Origin of the sequence: Nonomuraea sp. NPDC049655 (assembly GCF_044465465.1) — a bacterium.
In the GTDB taxonomy this organism is placed as follows: domain Bacteria; phylum Actinomycetota; class Actinomycetes; order Streptosporangiales; family Streptosporangiaceae; genus Nonomuraea.
On record NZ_JBITLS010000018.1, the window covers coordinates 128,860 to 145,990 of the forward strand.

The following is a 17,131-nucleotide window of genomic DNA, read 5'->3' on the forward strand; positions in this document are numbered from 1 at the left end:
GGAGGAGCCATGTCCGCCCGGATCGCCGCGATCGTCGCGCACGCCGAAGTCCTGCGCGCGGACGCCCGCGCCCTCGCCGCCTGCGCCGAGCGGCTGCGCGCCGTCGAGGCGGGGCTGAAGGCGGGCGACGGGACGCCTGCCTGGTTGCGCTCGGCGGTGACCGCCCATCTGGCGGCGTGCGTGACCGCCGCCGCCGACCTGGAGGCGTCCGCCCGCCACCTGCTCCGCTACGCGGCCGAGGCGGGCGGCGAGCACACCGGGCACACGCGGCCCGGCTGCGACGAGCCCGGCCGGTAGCGGCGGGGGGTCAGCCGTCGGCCCGCGGTTCCGGCTGCCGTCCCGGGTCGGGCGCGGCCGCCGCCCGCTCACGCGCGGCCCGGGCTTCGGCGGCCTTGGCCCGCCCTTCGGCGCGTACCAGGTGGACGACGCCGACGATGAAGGCTCCGCCGACCACGACGGGGGGCGCGAGAGCGGCCACGATCTCGTACACAGGGACACCTCTTTCCGGGCGGGCTGCCCAGGATATGCAGAACGTCCAAGCCTTGGCGGTGCCGAGCTCCTGACCTGCCCGGCGTACGGGACGGCTGACAGGGGGCCGCCGTCAGCACCGGTGCGAGGAGCGCGACGGCGAGCCCGCCGGGCAGGACGACCGCGGGCGCGATCAGGACCGGGGCCGCTAGAGGGCGAAGCAGACCAGCGGCGCGATCAGCACCGCCAGGGGCCCGCTCAGCTGCAGGACGGCCGCCGAGTAGGCCGCCGCCGACACCCAGCGGGGCCGGCCGCGCCCGTCGAGCAGGCGCTCCAGCCGTTCCACCACACCGGCGTCGGCCAGGGCGAACGTGGCCGCCCCCGGCGAAGCGCCACCGGCCGCCATGCGTACCAGGGCCCGCGCCAGAGGCAGCTCTCCATGCACGCGGCGGGCGTGGTCGTCGGCGATCATCTCCAGCAGCACGGCCACCGCCTCGCGGGCCGTGCGCGCGGCGGGCAGCCACGAGAACGCGTGCGACAACGCCACGAACGGCAGCAGGGCCAGGTGGTGACGGCCGCGCGCGTGCGCCCGCTCGTGCTCCAGGACGGCCCGCAGCTCGGCCGGCGCCAGCGCGTCGAGGGTGCCCTGGCTCAGCACGACGCGCCGGCGTCTGCCCGGCACGCAGTAGGCCACCTGCCCGGCCACCGGCAGCACGTAGGCGTCGTAGGCCGGATGGTGGTCGGCCACCACGTCGACCAGCAGGCGTTGCCGCCGCCGCTCGCGAAGGGTCTTGGCCGTGGCCCGCGCCGTGTGCACGGCCAGCCAGCTCAGCAGGCCCGCCGACCAGGCCAGGGCCGGCAGGTGCAGCGGGCCGAGGCCGTCCAGCCCGTGGCCGCTGACGATCTGCCGCAGCAGCGTGTGCATGCCGTGCGGGAACACCGCCGCCGGCGGCGCGACCGCGGCCACCAGCCCGAGGCCGACCGCGCCCAGGCCCGCGCCCAGCCCGATGGCCTGCCAGAGCGCCAGCGCCGCCCGCGGGCAACGATATGACCAGGCCGCTCCGGCCAGGGCGCGGGCGAGGCGGCCGCCCAGCGTCACCGGCAGCAGCGCCACCCCGGCGGCGACGAACCAGGCGATCACCGCGCCGGTCCGTCCTGCTCCTCCAGCGCCTCGCGCAGCGCCGCGGCCACCTCGGGGGTCACCGTGCCGACGAACCGCTGCACGGCCGCCACCACGTCGCCGGCCTCCGCCAGCGCCGCGCGCATGGCTTCGGCGACGAAGGCGTCCTTGCCCGCGGTGGCCTTGTAGAGGTGGGCCCGGCCGACGCGCTCGCGGGCGACCATGCCCTTGTTCGCCAGGCGCATCAGCACGGTCAGCACCGTCGTGACGGCGGGCTGGGAGGGCAGGCCGGCCGCGAGGTCGTGGGCGAACATGCCCTGAGGACGCCGCCACAGGGCTTCCATGATCGACCGTTCGAGATTGCCGAGTTGCATCCGCGACTCCTCCCGGGTTCTACCCGAGGTAGAAGGCTACCGCCCGGACGTGCTCAGGAGTCCGTGCGGGCGGCCTCGGCGGGATGCGGGGCCGCCGATGAGTTTCGCGTCCGCGGCGGGTCTGTCCCTGTGCATCGCAGGCCGCGACCGAACAGTGAGGGACCATGAGCGCGAACGCACTACTGCCCGTCGTCGACGCCGAGACCTGGCGGCTCCGGCTCGACGAGCTGCGGGCCAGGGAGAAGGCCGCCACCCGTGAGCTCGACGCCATCGCCGCCCAGCGCCGTCGCCTGCCGATGGTGCGCATGCCCGACTACGTCCTGGAGGGCGAGGACGGGCCGGTCCGGCTGGCGGACGTCTTCGAAGGCAGGCGGCAGCTGATCGTCTACAACCACATGTGGTTCCCCGGCAAGGAGTGGCAGTGCCCGGGATGCACGGGGTTCACCGCGCAGTTCACCCGCCTGGAGTTCCTGGACGACTACGACGCCCGGTTCGTCGTCGTCACCCAGGGCCCGATCGAGGAGGCACTGGCCTACCGGCGGCGGGTCGGCAACCGGATGACCTGGTACTCGACGGCCGGCAGCCCGTTCGGGGCCGACGTCGGCGCGCCGCCCGGCGCGGGCTTCGCCGTGAACGTGTTCCTGCGCGACGGCGACGCGGTGTACCGCACCTGGCACACCGACGGCCGGGGCACCGAGCAGCTCACGCACACCTTCGCGCTGATCGACCTGCTGCCGTACGGGCGGCAGGAGGAGTGGCAGGACTCCCCCGACGGCTGGCCGCGCTCGCCGGCCTACAGCCGCTGGCCCTCCTCCCAGGACGTCGCCCGGCGCTACGGCCCGGACCAACAGGTTTAGCGATCTTCGTGCATGTCAGGGGGAAGGGCATGACGGACGACTTACAGCCCATGCCCGATGACTGGACGAGAGCACTGGCCGTCGTGGCCCACCCCGACGACATGGAGTTCGGCAGCGCCGGCGCCGTGGCCGCCTGGACCGGGGCCGGCAAGCAGGTCGGCTACCTCCTGCTCACCCGCGGCGAGGCGGGCATCGACTCGATGCCGCCGGACCAGGCGCGCAAGGTGCGGGAGGAGGAGCAGCGGGCGAGCGCCGCCATCGTCGGCGTCTCGTCGGTCGAGTTCCTCGACCATCCCGACGGCGGGATCGAGCACTCCCCCCGGCTCCGGCACGACCTGGTGGCGGCGCTGCGCCGGCACCGGCCCGAGCTGGTGATCACCTTCAACCACCACGACTTCACCTTCACCGGGAAGTGGAACAGCCCCGACCACCGCGTCACCGGCCGGGCCGTGCTGGACGCGGTCCTCGACGCGGGCAACCGCTGGATCCTGCCCGACGCGGGGGCCGAGCCGTGGGGCGGCGTCAAGTACGTGGCGATCGCCGGTTCCGTGCGGCCGACGCACGCGGTGGACGTGACCGGGCACCTGGACGCGGCGCTGGCCTCGGTCGAGGCGCACGCGGCGTACCTGTCGGCGCTGGGGGTGCCGCCGGGCGGGGCCCGGGTGCCGCTGGAGGGGTTCGTGAACGCCGCGGGTCAGCGGTTCGGCGGCCGGCCGGCGGTGCCGTTCGAGCTGATCTCCTGCTGAACGCCGCCCGGCCCGGCCCGCCGCGCGCGGACCGGGCCGGGGGCGGCTCGCCGGCCGTCAGTCGACCTCGCCGGCCGTCAGTCGACCTCGCCGGCCGTCAGTCGACCTCGTCGGCCGTCAGTTGACCTCGTCGACGTACTCGGCCAGGCGTTCCTCGTCCACGACCAGGTACGGGTCCGAGGTGGGCAGGACCAGGCCGGCGTCCTTGAATCGTTTGAGGAAGAATCCGACGCGCGACCGGGTGGTGCCGACCATGCCGGAGAGTTCTTCCTGGGTGATGCGTTCCTCGATGGCCCGCACATTCGGGGCACGGCGCTTACCGATCTTTCTGGATAAGCGCAGCAGAACGGAGGCCAGACGCTGCTCGCTGTCCATCGTGACCATTGTCGCGATCACTTCCTGCTGTTCCCGCAGGCGTAGCGCGAGATAGTCGATGAATCCGTCCATGAGTTCGTTCTCGGCCATGGCGGCGCGGAATCGGGCGGCCGGGATGCGGCGGACCCAGGTGGTCCGCATGGCGGTGGCCGTCTCGCTGCGTTCGGCCCCGAGCAGGGAGGACTCACCGAAGATGTCGCCGGCGGTGAAGATCGAGAGCAGGCATTCCTTGCCGCAGCGCGCGTACATCTGGGTCTTGACCTGACCGCTCTCGATCACGTAGATGTTGCTGTCGCGCTGACCGCAGTTGTAGATGTTGGTGCGTCTCGGCACCCGGATCGAGCAGGCGCCCGACGTTTCCTGCGAGATGAAGGAGCGGAGCCCGGCTCTCAGTTGCGCAGCGTCCGATGACTTCATTTAGCCCGCCCCTCGGAATTCATTTCATGTCGTCGTTGCCCCTACCCATCAATCGACTGATTAACAAGCTGCCCCATAATTCTCTGATATGTCCGGAGAATTACCTGGAAGCGGATTTCGGCTGTTATCGGGCGGCTGCGGAGTCAATAAAGTCCCGGGCCATATCCATCAACTCCGGGTCACCTTTGAACAGCGAAATGTGGTCGCCGTGCGCCCGCAGATGCAGGACGGCGTCCGGCAGCGCCGCCGCCACCGCCTTCGAGCCCGCCGGGTGGGCGGTCTCGTCGTCGTGACTGGAGACCACCAGGACGGGCCGGTCGATCCCGGCCAGCCAGGGGCTCACGTCCGTCGTCATGATCTCGCCGTTCAGGCGGCAGTAGCGGTGCAGCAGCTCGGGCGTCGCGTACGGGTAGACCACCAGGTGCGCCAGGTCGGGCGGCACCGAGGAGAGCATCGTCTGGCAGAGCACGGGATGGATGGCGGCGGCCCGGTCGGGGCCGGCCGCGGCCATCTCCATGAGCCCCACCAGGTTCTGCTGGTGGTGGGTCCGGTCGGCGCCCTTCACGGCGGCGAAGTCGCCGTGCCACAGGCTGAGCGAACCGACGCGGCCGGGATCGAGGTGCGCGGCGGCCAGGCCGATGACGGCCCCGCCGCACAGGCACATCAGGTGCGCCCGCCGGACGCCGAAATGGTCCATGACCGCGAAGAGGTCACCGGCCTGCGCCGGCACCCCCGCGTCCGGCGGCTCCGCCGAGGGGTCCGGCCCGAACAACGCGCGGGTCTCCCAGGTGAGGACGTGATGGGTGCGGGACAGGAACCGCATCCACTGCTCGCACAGGCGGGCCGGCATGCCGCAGGCGGCCACGATCACGACGGCCGGGGCCCGCGGGTCGCCGGCCGCGTAGGCGGGCAGCGGCGGGCCGCCGTCCGCCCGCGCGACCTCCTCGCGCGTGCACAGCCCCTCGAAGCCGTCCCGCGCCGCGCCGTCCACGACCTCGTCGACGGCGGCCGGCGGCAGGTCCTCGCCCATGCCGTCATGGAGCGCGAGATGGTCGCTGACCAGGCGTTCGAAGGTGTCGAGCGAGTCGTGGTCGGTCAGGGCGAACTCCGGTGCGCCCAGCCGTCGGGTCACACGGCCCAGGAGGGAGGCGAGGCCGGGCGGGCCGGCCAGGCGCACCGGATGCCGCAGGACGTCCACCAGCGGCCGCGCGTCCTGCACGGCCCGGGTCAGACGTCTCAGTTCGGCGGCCACGAGATGATCACCGCATTCCGTGGATCGTCAGAGGGCGCGCGGGTCGCCGCGCGCCGTGGGCTTCGCGAGGTCACGGCGGGCCTCATCGGGTGGTGAAGGGGTGGCCGGTGGTGGTGGCCGTGGCGATCCGGTTGTTGGGGTTGGTGTTCTGCCCGGTGACCAGGACGGCGCCGTACCGGTCGAGGCTGACCCGGCCGCCGTACTCCTCGATCTCGTCGGTGTCCGGGTAGACGTCCACCTTGGTCGGGACGTACCGGGCGGCGAACCCCAGGCGCATCTCGTCGGTCAGGCCCTTGTGCGGCAGCGAGGCGTGCATGAGCGTCGACCAGAACAGGATGGCCTCGCCCGGCCTCATCACCATGGAGACGGCCTGCGACTCGTCGGGCTTCCAGTCGGGGTCGATCTGCAGGTCGCGGTAGTCGTAGCCGAAGAAGCCGCGCCGGACGCCGTCCTTGTCCTCCTGGTTGATCTTGTTGGGGTCGTAGTGCATGCGCTTGGTCTCGTCGTAGAACATCGTCTCGTGGGTGCCGGGGATGAACTGCAGGCACCCGGTGTCCTCGTTCGCCTCGGTGAAGGCGGTCCAGACGGTGATCGTGCCGCCGAACTCCTCCGCCTGCGGCCAGACGATCTGCGGCTTGCCGGAGGCGTTGGCGAAGGTGTCGGCCTGGTGCCAGTCGGTGCCCTCGTCCCCGGGGTACTTGGGGAAGAACTCGGTGCGCCAGCAGAGCACGTCCGGGCCGAGCACGCTGACCACGCGGTCCACGATCTGCGGCCGGCTGATGTGGTCGGCCAGGAAGGGCGAGTCCAGGTGCCGGTCGTAGTTGGAGATGTTGGTGTTGCCCGAGGCGGCGTCGTCGCGGTAGACGGCGTTGCTGCGGTCCATGAGACGCATGCGCTCGCGCCGCCAGTTCTGGCGCATCTCGTCGATCTCGTAGACCTTGAACGGGCCGAAGTAGCCCTGGGTGTGGAAGCTCTTCAGCTCCTCGGGGGTCATCGAGTGCTCGCCCCGGACGGTGGTCTCGTGCATGGTCTATCCCCTCACGGTCAGTCGTTCCTCGACGCAGGAGGCCAGGGCGGCGACCGACGCCTCCTCCTCCAGTTCGCGTCCCGTCAGCTCCAGCCCGAAGCGCTCGTTGACCTGGGCGATGATGCGGGTCATCGCCAGCGAGGTCGCGCCCAGGTCGAACAGGTCCACCCGGGGTGGCACCTCGTCGCGTTCGAGCACGTCCTCGGCGATGCGCTGCACGACCTTGGCGGCCGACGATGCCTGCGCGGACCTGGCCAGAGCGGCGCGGTCCGCCTTTCCCTGCGGCGTCATGGGGATCTCCGACACGATGTGGTAGGTGGACGGGCGGGCGTGCGCCGGCAACCGGCTCGCGGCCCGCTCGGTGAGCCGGTCGACCAGGTCCGGCCCCGGATCGCCGTCCGGCACGACGAAGGCCAGCAGCCGGACGTCGCCCTCGCCGTAGTCGCGGTGGGCCACCACCGCGTGGGCGACCCCCGGATGGCCGAGGAGGCACAGCTCGATCTCCCTGGGCTCCAGGCGGAACCCGCGGACCTTGATCTGGTCGTCGGACCGCCCGAGGTAGGCGTACTCGCCGCCGGGCAGGCGGGTGACGACGTCGCCGGAGTCGTAGCGGCGGCCGCCGTCCGGCGCGACCCTGAACCGCTCGGCGGTCAGCTCGGGCCGGTCCAGGTAGCCGCGGGCGAGCCCGGGGCCCGAGACGTGCAGGTTCCCTGTGGTCGCCGGGCGTCCGTGCTCGTCGAGCACGTCGAGGCGCAGGTCCGGGATGGGCACGCCGATCGGGCTCAGCTCCGGGTGGCCGAGGTCGGCCGCGCGGACGCGGCGGTAGGTCACGTGGACGGTGGTCTCGGTGATGCCGTACATGTTGACGAGCTGCGGGTGCTCGTCGCCGTAGCGATCGATCCACGGGGCCAGCAGCTCGACGTCCAGCCGCTCGCCGCCGAAGACGATCCGGCGCAGCCGGTACGGCGACGGCTCCTCCTGCCGGGCGTCGGCCGCCACCAGGTGCCGGAACGCGGAGGGCGTCTGGTTCAGCACGGTGACGCCCTCCGCCACCAGCAGCCGGCGCAGCGACTCGGGCGACCTGGCCACGTCCGCCGGGACGATCACCAGCCGGCCGCCGTACAGCAGCGCGCCCCAGAGCTCCCACACCGAGAAGTCGAAGCTGACGGAGTGGAAGAGCGTCCAGACGTCGTCGTCGCCGAAGCCGAACCACTGCGCGGTCCGCTCCAGCAGGCGAACGACGTTGCGGTGCTCGACCAGGACCCCCTTGGGCGCGCCGGTCGAGCCCGAGGTGTAGATGACGTAGGCCAGGTCCTCGTCGCGGGCCGTGGCCGCGGGGTGTCCCTCGGGCGGCTCGGCGTCGGCGAGCACGACCTCGCCGGGCAGGACGCCGCCGAGCCGGCCGGCCACCCCGGACGTCGTGACGACCGTGCGGACCCCGCTGTCCTCCAGCAGGTACGCGATCCGCCCCGCCGGGTAGCCGGGGTCGATCGGCACGTACGCGCCGCCCGCCTTGAGTATCGCGAGCAGCCCGGCCACCAGGTCGATGCCGCGGTCCGCGCACAGCCCCACCAGCACGCCGGGGCCGGTCCCCGCGGCCTGCAGCAGGCAGGCCAGCCGGTCGGCGCGGGCGTCCAGGTCTCCGTAGGTGATCTCCTCGGCGCCGCAGGTCACGGCGATCCGGTCGGGGGCCTTCGCGGCGCGCTCGGCGAAGATCTCGTGCAGGCAGCGGCCGGTCATGTCGCGTACATCCCCCAGTGGTGCGGGGTGAGGCCGGTGTCGTGCATGCTGCCGGGCACGAACATCCTGGCCCAGGTGCCGCCGCCGCGCTCGGGCGCGATGCGCTGCTGGAAGTACAGGTCCCGCACCTTCTCGTCCTTCACGTGCAGCGCCAGGACCTTGTAGTAGGTGCTCAGCGACTTCATGTGGATCAGCCAGTGGATGCGGTCGGCCGCGCCGAAGGCCTCCTCGTAGACGAAGACGGTGGCCTCGCCGGGCAGGTTCTCGTTGATGGACTCGGCGGCCTCGCGGGCGAACGTGCGTCCCTCGGACCGGAAGTCGTAGTCGAGCTGGGCGGTCCGGTGCAGCAGCAGGCCGCAGTTGCCCGAGTGGACGAGCTGCTCGTAGGGCTGCGGCACCTGCTCGCGGGCGCCGGGCAGCCCGGTGATCTCGCCCTGCTGCAGGTAGACCGTGGACTGCTTCTCGCGCTCGCCGTCGACCGCGGTCCCGTACATGCCCCAGAACTGGGGCAGCAGCACGGTCTCGGTCATGCTGCCGTCGACGAAGATCTCGTCCCAGCCGCTTTCGGCGGTGTTGTCGCGGTACTCGCCGTCGGAGGTGCCCATGTGCACCATCTGCTCGTAGGCGTGCAGCGAGCTGAGGTGGATCAGCCAGTGCAGCCGGTCCTTGGTCCCGAACGTCTCCTCGTACAGGAAGACGCTGGCGACGCCCACCTGCTTGGCGGTCACCATCTCGGCCATCATGCGGGCGAACTTGCGCCCCTTGGCGTGGGAGCCGTTCCTGACCTGCGCGGTCCGCTCGACGATCACGCCGGCCGTGGCCGAGTTGATCAGATCCGCCGCGGGCACCGAGGTCTGCTGCTCGGCCGGCGGGATGACGGGATTCGGGTTGGTCATCGTTCCACTCCGTCTGTCGGCTTGTTCGTCACGCTAATGAGGGCCCGCCGTGCTGCCTGCTCAATAGTGAGCAGGGGCTTCACAGCGGGATGTTGGTGTGGTCGCCGCGCAGCGGCACGGCCTTGAGCAGGGCCTCGGCGAGCCGCCGCCGGGTGCCGGCGGGCTCGATCACCTCGTCCACGACGCCGATCTCCACGGCCTTGCCGACGCCGCCGGCCTCGCGTTCGTGCTCGGCGACGAGCCGGCGGCGCAGCTCCTCGCGCCCGTCCCGCGGGCCGTCGCGCAGCTTCCTGCGGTGCAGGATGTCCACGGCGGCCTCGGCGCCCATGACGGCCACCTCGGCGGTGGGCCAGGCGTAGACCGCGGAGGCGCCCAGGGCGCGGGAGTTCATGGCGACGTACGCGCCGCCGTAGGACTTGCGCAGCACCAGCGTCACCCGGGGCACGACGGCCTCGGCGAAGGCGTGCAGCAGCTTGGCGCCGCGCCGGACCACGCCGTCCCACTCCTGCCGGACGCCGGGCAGATAGCCGGGCACGTCCACGAGCACGACGAGCGGCACGCCGAGCGAGTCGCACATGCGGACGAACCGCGCGGCCTTCTCGGCCGCCGCCGCGTCGAGGCAGCCCCCCTTGCGCAGCGGGTTGTTGGCGATGACGCCGACGGTCCTGCCGGTCAGCCGGCCGAGCGTGGTGACGAGGTTGGGCGCCCACTTCGGATGCAGCTCCTCGCCGGGGCCGTCGAGCAGCCGGGCGACGATCGGGTGCACGTCGTAGGCGCGCCTGGCGCGTTCGGGGAGCAGGCCGCCGAGCTCGGGGTCGTCGCGGGCCTCCCAGGGGCGCAGCTCGCCCTGGCCGCCGAGCAGGGTGGTGATCCGGCGGGCGGCGTCGATGGCGCCCTCGTCGTCCGGGGTGGTGAGGTGGGCCAGGCCGCTGCGCCTGCTGTGCGGGTCGGGGCCGCCGAGCCGTTCCATGTCGACGTCCTCGCCGGTGACCTTGCGGACGACGTCCGGGCCGGTGACGAAGACGCGCCCGCTCTCGCTCATGATCACCACGTCGGTGAGCGCCGGGCCGTAGGCCGCGCCGCCGGCGGCCGGGCCGAGCACGACGGAGATCTGCGGGACGGCGCCGGAGGCCCGGACCATCGCGGCGAACACCTGGCCGACGCCGTCGAGCGCGGTGACGCCCTCGCCCAGCCGGGCGCCGCCGGAGTGCCAGAGGCCGACGACGGGCGCCCGCTCCCGGACGCCGAGGTCGATGGCCCGGACGATGCGGGCGCAGCCCTCGGCGCCCATCGCGCCGCCCATCCGGCCGGGATCGGTGGCGTAGGCGACGGCCGGTCCGCCGCCGATGCCGCCGCGGGCGGCGAGCACGCCGCAGCCGTCGTCGCCGTCGTCGTCCCCGGGCAGCGGCCGGACGGTCCCGGGGTCGAAGAGCGCGCGGACCCGGTCCCGCGGGTCGCGGTTCATCCCCAGGTCACCGGGAGGGCGTGCACGCCGTACACGAACATGTCGGAGCGGAAGGGCACCTCCTCCAGCGGCACCGCGAGGCGCAGCCCCGGGAGCCGGGCGAACAGCGTGGACCAGGCGATCTCCAGCTGGGCGCGGGCCAGGAGCTGGCCCATGCACTGGTGGATGCCGAAGCCGAAGGACAGGTGCTCCTGCCGGTCGGCGAGGTCGCCGAAGCGGCCGAAGTCCAGCCGGTCCGGATCGGCCCACACCTCCTCGTCGCGGTTGGCCGCGGCCAGCACGACGACCACGCCCTCGCCCTTCCTGATCAGCTTGCCGCCGACCTCGACGTCGGCGGTGGCCGCGCGGCGGGCGCCGTAGTCGATGACGGTCTGGTGGCGGATGATCTCCTCGATGGCGGCGGGCAGCGCCTCGGGACGTTCGCGCAGCTCGGCCAGGCGTTCGGGGTTCTCCAGCAGCGCCACGGTGCCCACGCCGATCTGGTTGGCGATGGTCTCGTAGCCGGCCACCATCAGCAGCGTGGCGATGCCGACGACCTCCTCCCGGCTGACCTTGGCCGCCTCGCGGTGGGCGCCCAGGCGGCTGAGCAGGTCGTCGGCGGGCCGCTGCTCGCGCTCGGCGACCAGCCGCTCCAGGTAGTGGCGCAGGTCCTCGCGGACCTTCATGCGCTGCTCGGGCTCCACGTTGCGGTCGCCGATGACCTTGGTGGTCTCGTGGAAGTAGTCGCGGTCCTCGTACGGCACCCCGAGCAGCTCGGTGATGACCTGGGAGGGCAGCGGCAGGGCCAGCGTCTGGACCAGGTCGGCCGGCGGGCCCTGGGCGGCCATCTCGTCGACGAGCGCCTCGGTGATGCGCCGGATGGCCGGGCGCAGCGCCTCGACCCGCCTGCGGTTGAACTCCGGCAGCAGCAGGCGGCGCAGCCGCGAGTGGTCGGGCGGGTCCATCCTGATGAAGGTGCCCGGCCCCGGAGGCTGCGAGGTGAGCCTGGCCGGGAAGCCGGGGGTGGCGAAGTCGGAGCTGAACCGGGCGTCGCCGAGCACGGCGCGGGCGTCCTCGTACCGCGTCACCAGCCAGACCTCGCTCCCGTCGAAGTCCAGCCGGACGCGCGTGATGGGCCGCCCCGCCTGCAGGTCCCGGTACTCGGACGGCGGATCCAGCGGGCACGTCCGGGGGATGGGGTAGGAGTCCATGCCAGCAGCCTCGCCCGCGCGCCCGGCCGCGTCTGCTCAACTGTGAGCAGGCCCCTGCGCGCAGGCCGGCACGAGCGGACATGGCGGGCGGACATGGCGATGGCGGGGCCGCGCACGGCCCCGCCACCCGGTGCTCCGGGGTCACGCCCTGGCGGCACGCCCCTGGTTGGGTGCGGCCTTCTGGTCGGCCTTGCCCGCCTTCGACCTGCCCATCGACATGTCGCGCAGCGGGACCTCCTTCAGGAAGAGGCTGGCCACCAGGCCGATGCCGACCGCGATCGCGCAGGCCAGGAACAGGTCGCCCAGCGCGTCGGCGAGCACCGCCGGCGCGACGCCCTCGCCGCCCTGACCGGCGACGCCGAGCCGGGACGACATGATCGAGCCGAGGATCGCCAGCGAGACCGGCCCGGCGATCATCCGCCAGAACTGGATCTGGCTGGTGCCGACGCCCACCTGCTCCATCGGGATCGCGCTCTGCGTGACGGCCGTGGCCATCGGGAACGCGATGCCGATGCCGACGCCGATGAGCACCATGGCGACGATCGGCAGGCCCTGCCCGCTGTCCGGCCCGACGGCCGACAGGATCAGCAGCCCGGCGACGATGGCGGCCATGGCGAACACGCCGAGCAGCCGGTAGCGCGGCATGGCCGTCATCGCCTTGCCGGCGATCGGGGCCATGAGCATCAGGCCGAGCATCATCGGGATCAGCAGCGTGCCGGAGTGGGTCGCGCTCACGCCGAGCACGCCCTGGTAGAGCAGCGGCACGTAGAAGGCCGTGCCCATCATGGCGAACGCGGAGAAGAAGGCCACCACGGCCATGACGGACACCTGGTTGCTGCGGAACAGCGCGAACGGCACCAGCGGGTTCTTGGCCACCCGCGTCTCGACGAAGTAGAACGCCACCAGCAGCACGGCGCCGCCGATCAGCAGGGCCAGCACCTCGGGCGAGGTCCAGGCGTGCCGGTCGCCGGTGAGCGTGAGCCCGATCAGGATCGGGACGAGCCCGGCCACGAGCGTGACGACGCCGGCGAAGTCGATGTCGCGCCAGCTCGCGCCGCTGCGCACGAACGGGACGCCGATCAGCACGGCGGCGATCGCGAGCAGCCCGATGGGCACGTTGACGTAGAAGACCCAGCGCCAGCTCCAGTTGTCGGTGATGAACCCGCCGAGCGGCGGCCCGATCACCATGCTGAGGCCGGAGAAGCCGAAGAAGACGCCCTGCATCTGGGTGCGGCGCTCCGGCGTGTAGACGTCGGCGAGCAGCGTGAAGACGTTGGCCATCAGCACGCCGCCGAACAGCCCCGCCAGCCCTCGCGCGCCGACGAGCTGGGGCATCGTCTGGGCCGCGCCGCACAACCACGACGCCACCAGGAAGCCCGCCAGGCCGACGAGCAGCACCGGTTTGCGGCCGAACATGTCGCCGAGCTTCCCGGCGATCGGCACGACGACGGCGGCCGCGACGGCGTAGGAGACCCCCACCCACGCGTACAGCGACAGGCCGTGCAGGTCGGCGGCGATCCGGGGCATCGCCGCCCCCACCACCGAGACGTCGATCGACGCCAGCGCCAGGGCCAGGAGTGCGCCGATGGTGGCGAACAGCTGGCCGCGCGTACTCGAACCGGTTTGGTTCATGTCATCGCCTCCCTTGTTCTTGGCAGCCGTCCCACTTCTTCGCGGACCCATGCCGACTCCAGCCCACACGAAAGCGCCCCACGGGTCTGCTCAACACTGAGCATCCGGGGAGCGCCCGGCTTCCTACCATCGGCCGCATGACGACGAACCCGGCAGAACTGGTCAGCGCCCGTCGGGGCGATCATGTGGCACTCGTCGTGGACGGCGAGCGCGAGCTGCGGGTGGCCGACTGGACCGCCCGGTCGGAGGAGCTGGCCGCCCGGCTGGCCCCGGTCAGGACGGCGCTGCGGCACGACGACTGGATCGGGCACGCGGTCGCCGCCGTGGCCGTGCACCTGGCCGGCGGCACCGTGCTCGGGCTGCCGCCCGCGCTGCCGGAGGAGGAGGTCCGCGCCCGGCTGGCCGAGTGCGGGGTGGGCCAGGTGCTGCCCGGCCCCCTGGGTGACGCGGCGGGCGCCCGGGACGACGACGTCGCCGAGATCCTCTACACCTCGGGCACGACCGGCCGCCCCAAGGCCGTGGCGGTCCCCGTCGCGAACCTCACCTACGGCCACGAGGGCCGCGGGAAGCTGTTCACCGGCGTGGACGGGGTGCTGGCCGCCGTCCCGCTGGGCACGAACGCCGGGCACAGCGCGCTGATGACGGCGATGACCGCCCCGGCGACCACGCACGTGCTGACCGACCTCGGGCCGGAGAACGTGGCCCGCATGCTGGAGAAGCTGCGGGTGCCGATGGCGATCGTCCCGCCGTCCACCGCGACCCGGATGGTGGCGCACGGCTGGCACGAGCGGTACGACCTGTCCGGCCTGCGGGCGCTCATGCTGGGCTCGGCGCCGGTGCCGATGGCCACCGTGGCCCGGCTCATGCGGGCGCTGCCGGGCGTGCGGATCGTCATCGGCTACGGCTCGACGGAGTCGGCCCCCGCCTTCGTGCACCGCCCGGTGGAGACGCCCCCCACGCCGGACGACGAGGGGCTGCTGGGCCGCCCGAGCGCGGGCACCGAGGTGCGGGTCACCGACGCGGGCGAGATCTGCCTGCGCTCGGCCGCCCCCCGCCGTTACTACCTGAACGACGCCGCCGCCGACGAGCGCACCTTCCGCGACGGCTGGACCCACATGGGCGACCTGGGCGAGCTGGACGGGGAGGGCAGGCTGCGCTTCTTCGACCGGGCCGCCGACGTCATCACCGCCGGCGGGCGCCGGATCTCCTCGCTGCGGGTCGAGCACGCCCTGCACTGGCATCCCGAGGTGGTCGAGGCCGCGGCGTTCCAGGGGCCGCAGGGCGTCACGGCGGCCGTCGTGCTGCGCTCGCCGGTGCCCGAGGAGGAACTGCGCGCCTTCGCCGCCGACCGGCTGGACCCGGCCGAGCGGCCGGCGCGGTACGTGGTCGCGAAGTCGCTGCCGCGCGGGCCGATCGGCAAGACGCTCAAGCGGGTGCTGGCGGGCTAACCGGCGGTGGCCAGCTCGTGCAGCTTGGAGACGGTCTTCCAGTTGCGGGCGGTGGCGGTGACGCCGAGCTTCTTCTCCCAGAAGGAGTAGGACAGCTTGGTGTTGCGCACCCCGTCGGGGCACCAGACGTAGATCTCCTTGCCGACGTGCTTGAAGACGTCGGGCTTGAAGGCGTCGGGGTCGAGCGCCTTGATCGGCCCGGCGTCGGGCTTGTCCGACAGGAACGTGACGAGGTGCAGGGCGTCGTCGGCGGCGACGTCCCCGAGCGGGTTGGCCTTGAGGATCTCGCCCAGCTCGGCGCCCGTCCTGGCCAGGACGGGCACCGAGACGCCGAGGTCGCGGGCGAGCGCGGCCTGGATCTCGGCCGCCGCCTTGTCGGGGCTCTTCCCGCTGGTGTAGACGACGTTGCCGCTCTGCAGGTGCGTCCTGACGTCCTCGAAGCCGAGGCCCTCCAGCAGCTTGCGGAGCTCGGCCATGCTCACCATGTTCCGGCCGCCGACGTTCACTCCGCGCAGCAGCGCCACCTGCCTGGACATGTCGCTCAACCCCTTCTGCCCGCCACCGCCTGGGGACGGAACTGCCTGATGCGCTCGACCAGATAAGCCGCGTCGTCCTTTACCCACCAGATGAGCGCCGAACCGTAGGAGTGCTGGCACTGCATGCCGAGGACGTAGAGGCCGGGGGACGCGGTCACACCGCGGTCCTGCGTGATGCCGCCGCCCTCGTCCTGGACGGGCGCGTGCACCCAGGAGTAGTCGTAGCGGAAGCCGGTCGCCCAGACGACGGCGTCGACGTCGGCCGAGCGGCCGTCCTCGAAGCGCATCGTGCGGCCCTCGGCGTCGACCGTGCGGCCCACGAGCTCGAAGCGGTGCCGCTTGGCCAGCTTCTTCAGGCTCGGCCCGACCAGGATCGTCTTCTTGTGCAGCCGGTCGCGCTCGCCCATCAGCGGCTTGGCGATCAGCCCGAACTTGTCGCCCCACCAGTGCAGGCCCTTGCCCAGGAACCGGCGGCCGAAGTGCGGCAGCGGCGAGCCCTGCGACAGCAGCACGCGGCGGCCGGCGGCCAGCTCGGGCGCGATCTGGGCGCCGGAGTTCGCGGCGCCGACCACGACGACGGTCCCGCCCGGCACCTGGGACGGGTTGCGGTAGCGGCCGGTGTGCACCTGGTAGACCTCGGGGTCCAGCCTGCCCGCGAGCTCGGGCACCTTCGGCACCCGGTAGGCGCCGGTCGCGATGATCACCTGCGGCGCCTCGTACGTGCCCTTCGTGGTCTCCAGCCGGTAGCCGCCCTCGATCGGCTCCAGGGAGGTGACGCGGGTGCCGAGCCTGACCGGCAGGTCGAACTCCTTGCCGTACGCCTCGACGTAGTCGGCCATCTCCTCCTTGGTGGGGAAGCGGTTCTTCCGGCCGGGGAAGCGCAGGCCGGGCAGGGCACAGTACTCGGCGATCGTGAACAGCTCCAGGGAGTCCCAGCGCTGCCGCCACGCCTCGCCGAGCCGCGGTTCCTCGTCGAGGATGACGAAGGGGATGCCGGCCTGTTTCAGGTAGTAGCCCGCGACGAGCCCGCTCTGGCCGCCACCGACGACGATCACTTCAGTGTCCATGCGGCCATCGTCGCGCGCGGGCGCGAGGCGGTCTGCTCAACACTGAGCAGTTCCTGACATGCGAGTACGCGGAGCCCCCGGCCCCGCGTACCCGACTGCGTGCAGCGCCTACTTGAGGTTGAAGTTGAGGGTGACCTCCGCCGAGCCGTCGGTCTTGGAGACGTACCCTCCCTTGCCGCTCAGCCCCTTCAGCTCCTCCGTGCCGGAGTTCGGCACGACGGACCAGTCGGCCTTGGCCACGCCGCCGTCGAAGGTGCCCGTCGCCTGCAGCACGAAGGAGCCCTTCTTGCCGCGGACGCTCCCGACGACCTTCTGCAGGCCGACGAAGCTGGCCTCGGTGTCGCTGGCGTAGGCCATCAGGTACTCGGCCTGCCCCTCGCCTTCGATGTCGCCGGTCCAGGCGTTGGTGACGTGGGCCTGAGTGAGCTTGGGCTGGCCCTTCTTCTCCTCGTAGGGCTTCTCGTCCCAACCGGTGATCTGGTACGAGCCCTTACCTTGGGTGGTCATGTCAGCTCCCTTTT

General features: G+C 72.5%; 18 protein-coding genes. 4 read left to right on the forward strand and 14 right to left on the reverse strand.

Annotated elements, in window-relative coordinates; translation table 11 throughout:
- The first annotated feature begins 9 nt into the window (after window positions 1–9).
- Window positions 10–297: a hypothetical protein gene (locus ACIBQ6_RS44300; protein WP_358298211.1), complete on the forward strand. Its 288-nt coding sequence runs from the start codon at window positions 10–12 to the stop codon at window positions 295–297.
- Window positions 298–307: 10 nt separating this feature from the next.
- Here ACIBQ6_RS44300 and ACIBQ6_RS44305 read toward each other — a convergent pair whose 3' ends face one another.
- The 3 genes from ACIBQ6_RS44305 to ACIBQ6_RS44315 form a co-directional block, all read right to left on the reverse strand.
- Complete coding sequence (locus ACIBQ6_RS44305) at window positions 308–490, reverse strand: hypothetical protein (protein WP_397218835.1); 183 nt, start codon at window positions 488–490, stop codon at window positions 308–310.
- Between the two features lie 186 nt (window positions 491–676).
- Entirely contained in the window at window positions 677–1,609 is a 933-nt protein-coding gene (locus tag ACIBQ6_RS44310) for a M56 family metallopeptidase (RefSeq protein WP_397218836.1), read from the reverse strand.
- A complete protein-coding gene (locus tag ACIBQ6_RS44315) occupies window positions 1,606–1,962 on the reverse strand; it encodes a BlaI/MecI/CopY family transcriptional regulator (RefSeq protein ID WP_358298217.1) in 357 nt (118 codons plus the stop codon). The genes ACIBQ6_RS44310 and ACIBQ6_RS44315 overlap by 4 nt, the downstream gene beginning before the upstream one ends.
- Before the next feature lie 164 nt (window positions 1,963–2,126).
- On the opposite strand from ACIBQ6_RS44315, the gene ACIBQ6_RS44320 reads away from it, so the two are divergent.
- Window positions 2,127–2,819, forward strand: a complete 693-nt coding sequence (locus tag ACIBQ6_RS44320; RefSeq protein ID WP_397218837.1) for a DUF899 domain-containing protein — start codon at window positions 2,127–2,129, stop codon at window positions 2,817–2,819.
- A gap of 29 nt (window positions 2,820–2,848) precedes the next feature.
- Entirely contained in the window at window positions 2,849–3,565 is a 717-nt protein-coding gene (locus ACIBQ6_RS44325; RefSeq protein ID WP_352365061.1) for a PIG-L deacetylase family protein, read from the forward strand.
- A gap of 117 nt (window positions 3,566–3,682) precedes the next feature.
- On the opposite strand, the gene ACIBQ6_RS44330 is transcribed toward ACIBQ6_RS44325, so the two are convergent.
- From ACIBQ6_RS44330 to ACIBQ6_RS44365, 8 genes are all read right to left on the reverse strand, one after another.
- Window positions 3,683–4,357: a Crp/Fnr family transcriptional regulator gene (locus ACIBQ6_RS44330; RefSeq protein WP_358298221.1), complete on the reverse strand. Its 675-nt coding sequence runs from the start codon at window positions 4,355–4,357 to the stop codon at window positions 3,683–3,685.
- A gap of 124 nt (window positions 4,358–4,481) precedes the next feature.
- Entirely contained in the window at window positions 4,482–5,609 is a 1,128-nt protein-coding gene (locus ACIBQ6_RS44335; protein ID WP_358298223.1) for an alpha/beta hydrolase, read from the reverse strand.
- 82 nt (window positions 5,610–5,691) lie between these two features.
- On the reverse strand, window positions 5,692–6,636 hold the full coding sequence (locus tag ACIBQ6_RS44340) for a chlorinating enzyme (RefSeq protein WP_358298225.1): 945 nt from the start codon (window positions 6,634–6,636) through the stop codon (window positions 5,692–5,694).
- 3 nt (window positions 6,637–6,639) lie between these two features.
- Complete coding sequence (locus tag ACIBQ6_RS44345; RefSeq protein ID WP_397218838.1) at window positions 6,640–8,376, reverse strand: amino acid adenylation domain-containing protein; 1,737 nt, start codon at window positions 8,374–8,376, stop codon at window positions 6,640–6,642.
- Complete coding sequence (locus ACIBQ6_RS44350; protein WP_397218839.1) at window positions 8,373–9,272, reverse strand: DUF6039 family protein; 900 nt, start codon at window positions 9,270–9,272, stop codon at window positions 8,373–8,375. The genes ACIBQ6_RS44345 and ACIBQ6_RS44350 overlap by 4 nt, the downstream gene beginning before the upstream one ends.
- 79 nt (window positions 9,273–9,351) lie before the next feature.
- Entirely contained in the window at window positions 9,352–10,737 is a 1,386-nt protein-coding gene (locus tag ACIBQ6_RS44355; RefSeq protein WP_358298231.1) for a carboxyl transferase domain-containing protein, read from the reverse strand.
- On the reverse strand, window positions 10,734–11,927 hold the full coding sequence (locus ACIBQ6_RS44360; protein ID WP_358298233.1) for a cytochrome P450: 1,194 nt from the start codon (window positions 11,925–11,927) through the stop codon (window positions 10,734–10,736). Before ACIBQ6_RS44360 ends, ACIBQ6_RS44355 begins: the two co-directional genes overlap by 4 nt.
- 141 nt (window positions 11,928–12,068) lie before the next feature.
- A complete protein-coding gene (locus ACIBQ6_RS44365) occupies window positions 12,069–13,559 on the reverse strand; it encodes an MFS transporter (protein ID WP_358298235.1) in 1,491 nt (496 codons plus the stop codon).
- A 137-nt stretch (window positions 13,560–13,696) separates the two neighbouring features.
- On the opposite strand from ACIBQ6_RS44365, the gene ACIBQ6_RS44370 reads away from it, so the two are divergent.
- Window positions 13,697–15,007, forward strand: coding sequence for a fatty acid--CoA ligase family protein (locus ACIBQ6_RS44370; protein WP_358298237.1), 1,311 nt, complete (start codon window positions 13,697–13,699; stop codon window positions 15,005–15,007).
- Here ACIBQ6_RS44370 and ACIBQ6_RS44375 read toward each other — a convergent pair.
- The 3 genes from ACIBQ6_RS44375 to ACIBQ6_RS44385 all read right to left on the reverse strand — a co-directional run bounded on the left by ACIBQ6_RS44375 (window position 15,004) and on the right by ACIBQ6_RS44385 (window position 17,117).
- A complete protein-coding gene (locus tag ACIBQ6_RS44375) occupies window positions 15,004–15,543 on the reverse strand; it encodes a DUF1697 domain-containing protein (protein ID WP_397218840.1) in 540 nt (179 codons plus the stop codon). The genes ACIBQ6_RS44370 and ACIBQ6_RS44375 overlap by 4 nt on opposite strands.
- Before the next feature lie 5 nt (window positions 15,544–15,548).
- Complete coding sequence (locus tag ACIBQ6_RS44380; protein WP_358298241.1) at window positions 15,549–16,610, reverse strand: NAD(P)/FAD-dependent oxidoreductase; 1,062 nt, start codon at window positions 16,608–16,610, stop codon at window positions 15,549–15,551.
- Window positions 16,611–16,718: 108 nt separating this feature from the next.
- Window positions 16,719–17,117 carry a DUF3224 domain-containing protein gene (locus ACIBQ6_RS44385; protein WP_352327373.1) on the reverse strand — a complete coding sequence of 133 codons (399 nt, stop codon included), beginning with the start codon at window positions 17,115–17,117 and terminating at the stop codon, window positions 16,719–16,721.
- Between the last annotated feature and the right edge of the window lie 14 nt (window positions 17,118–17,131).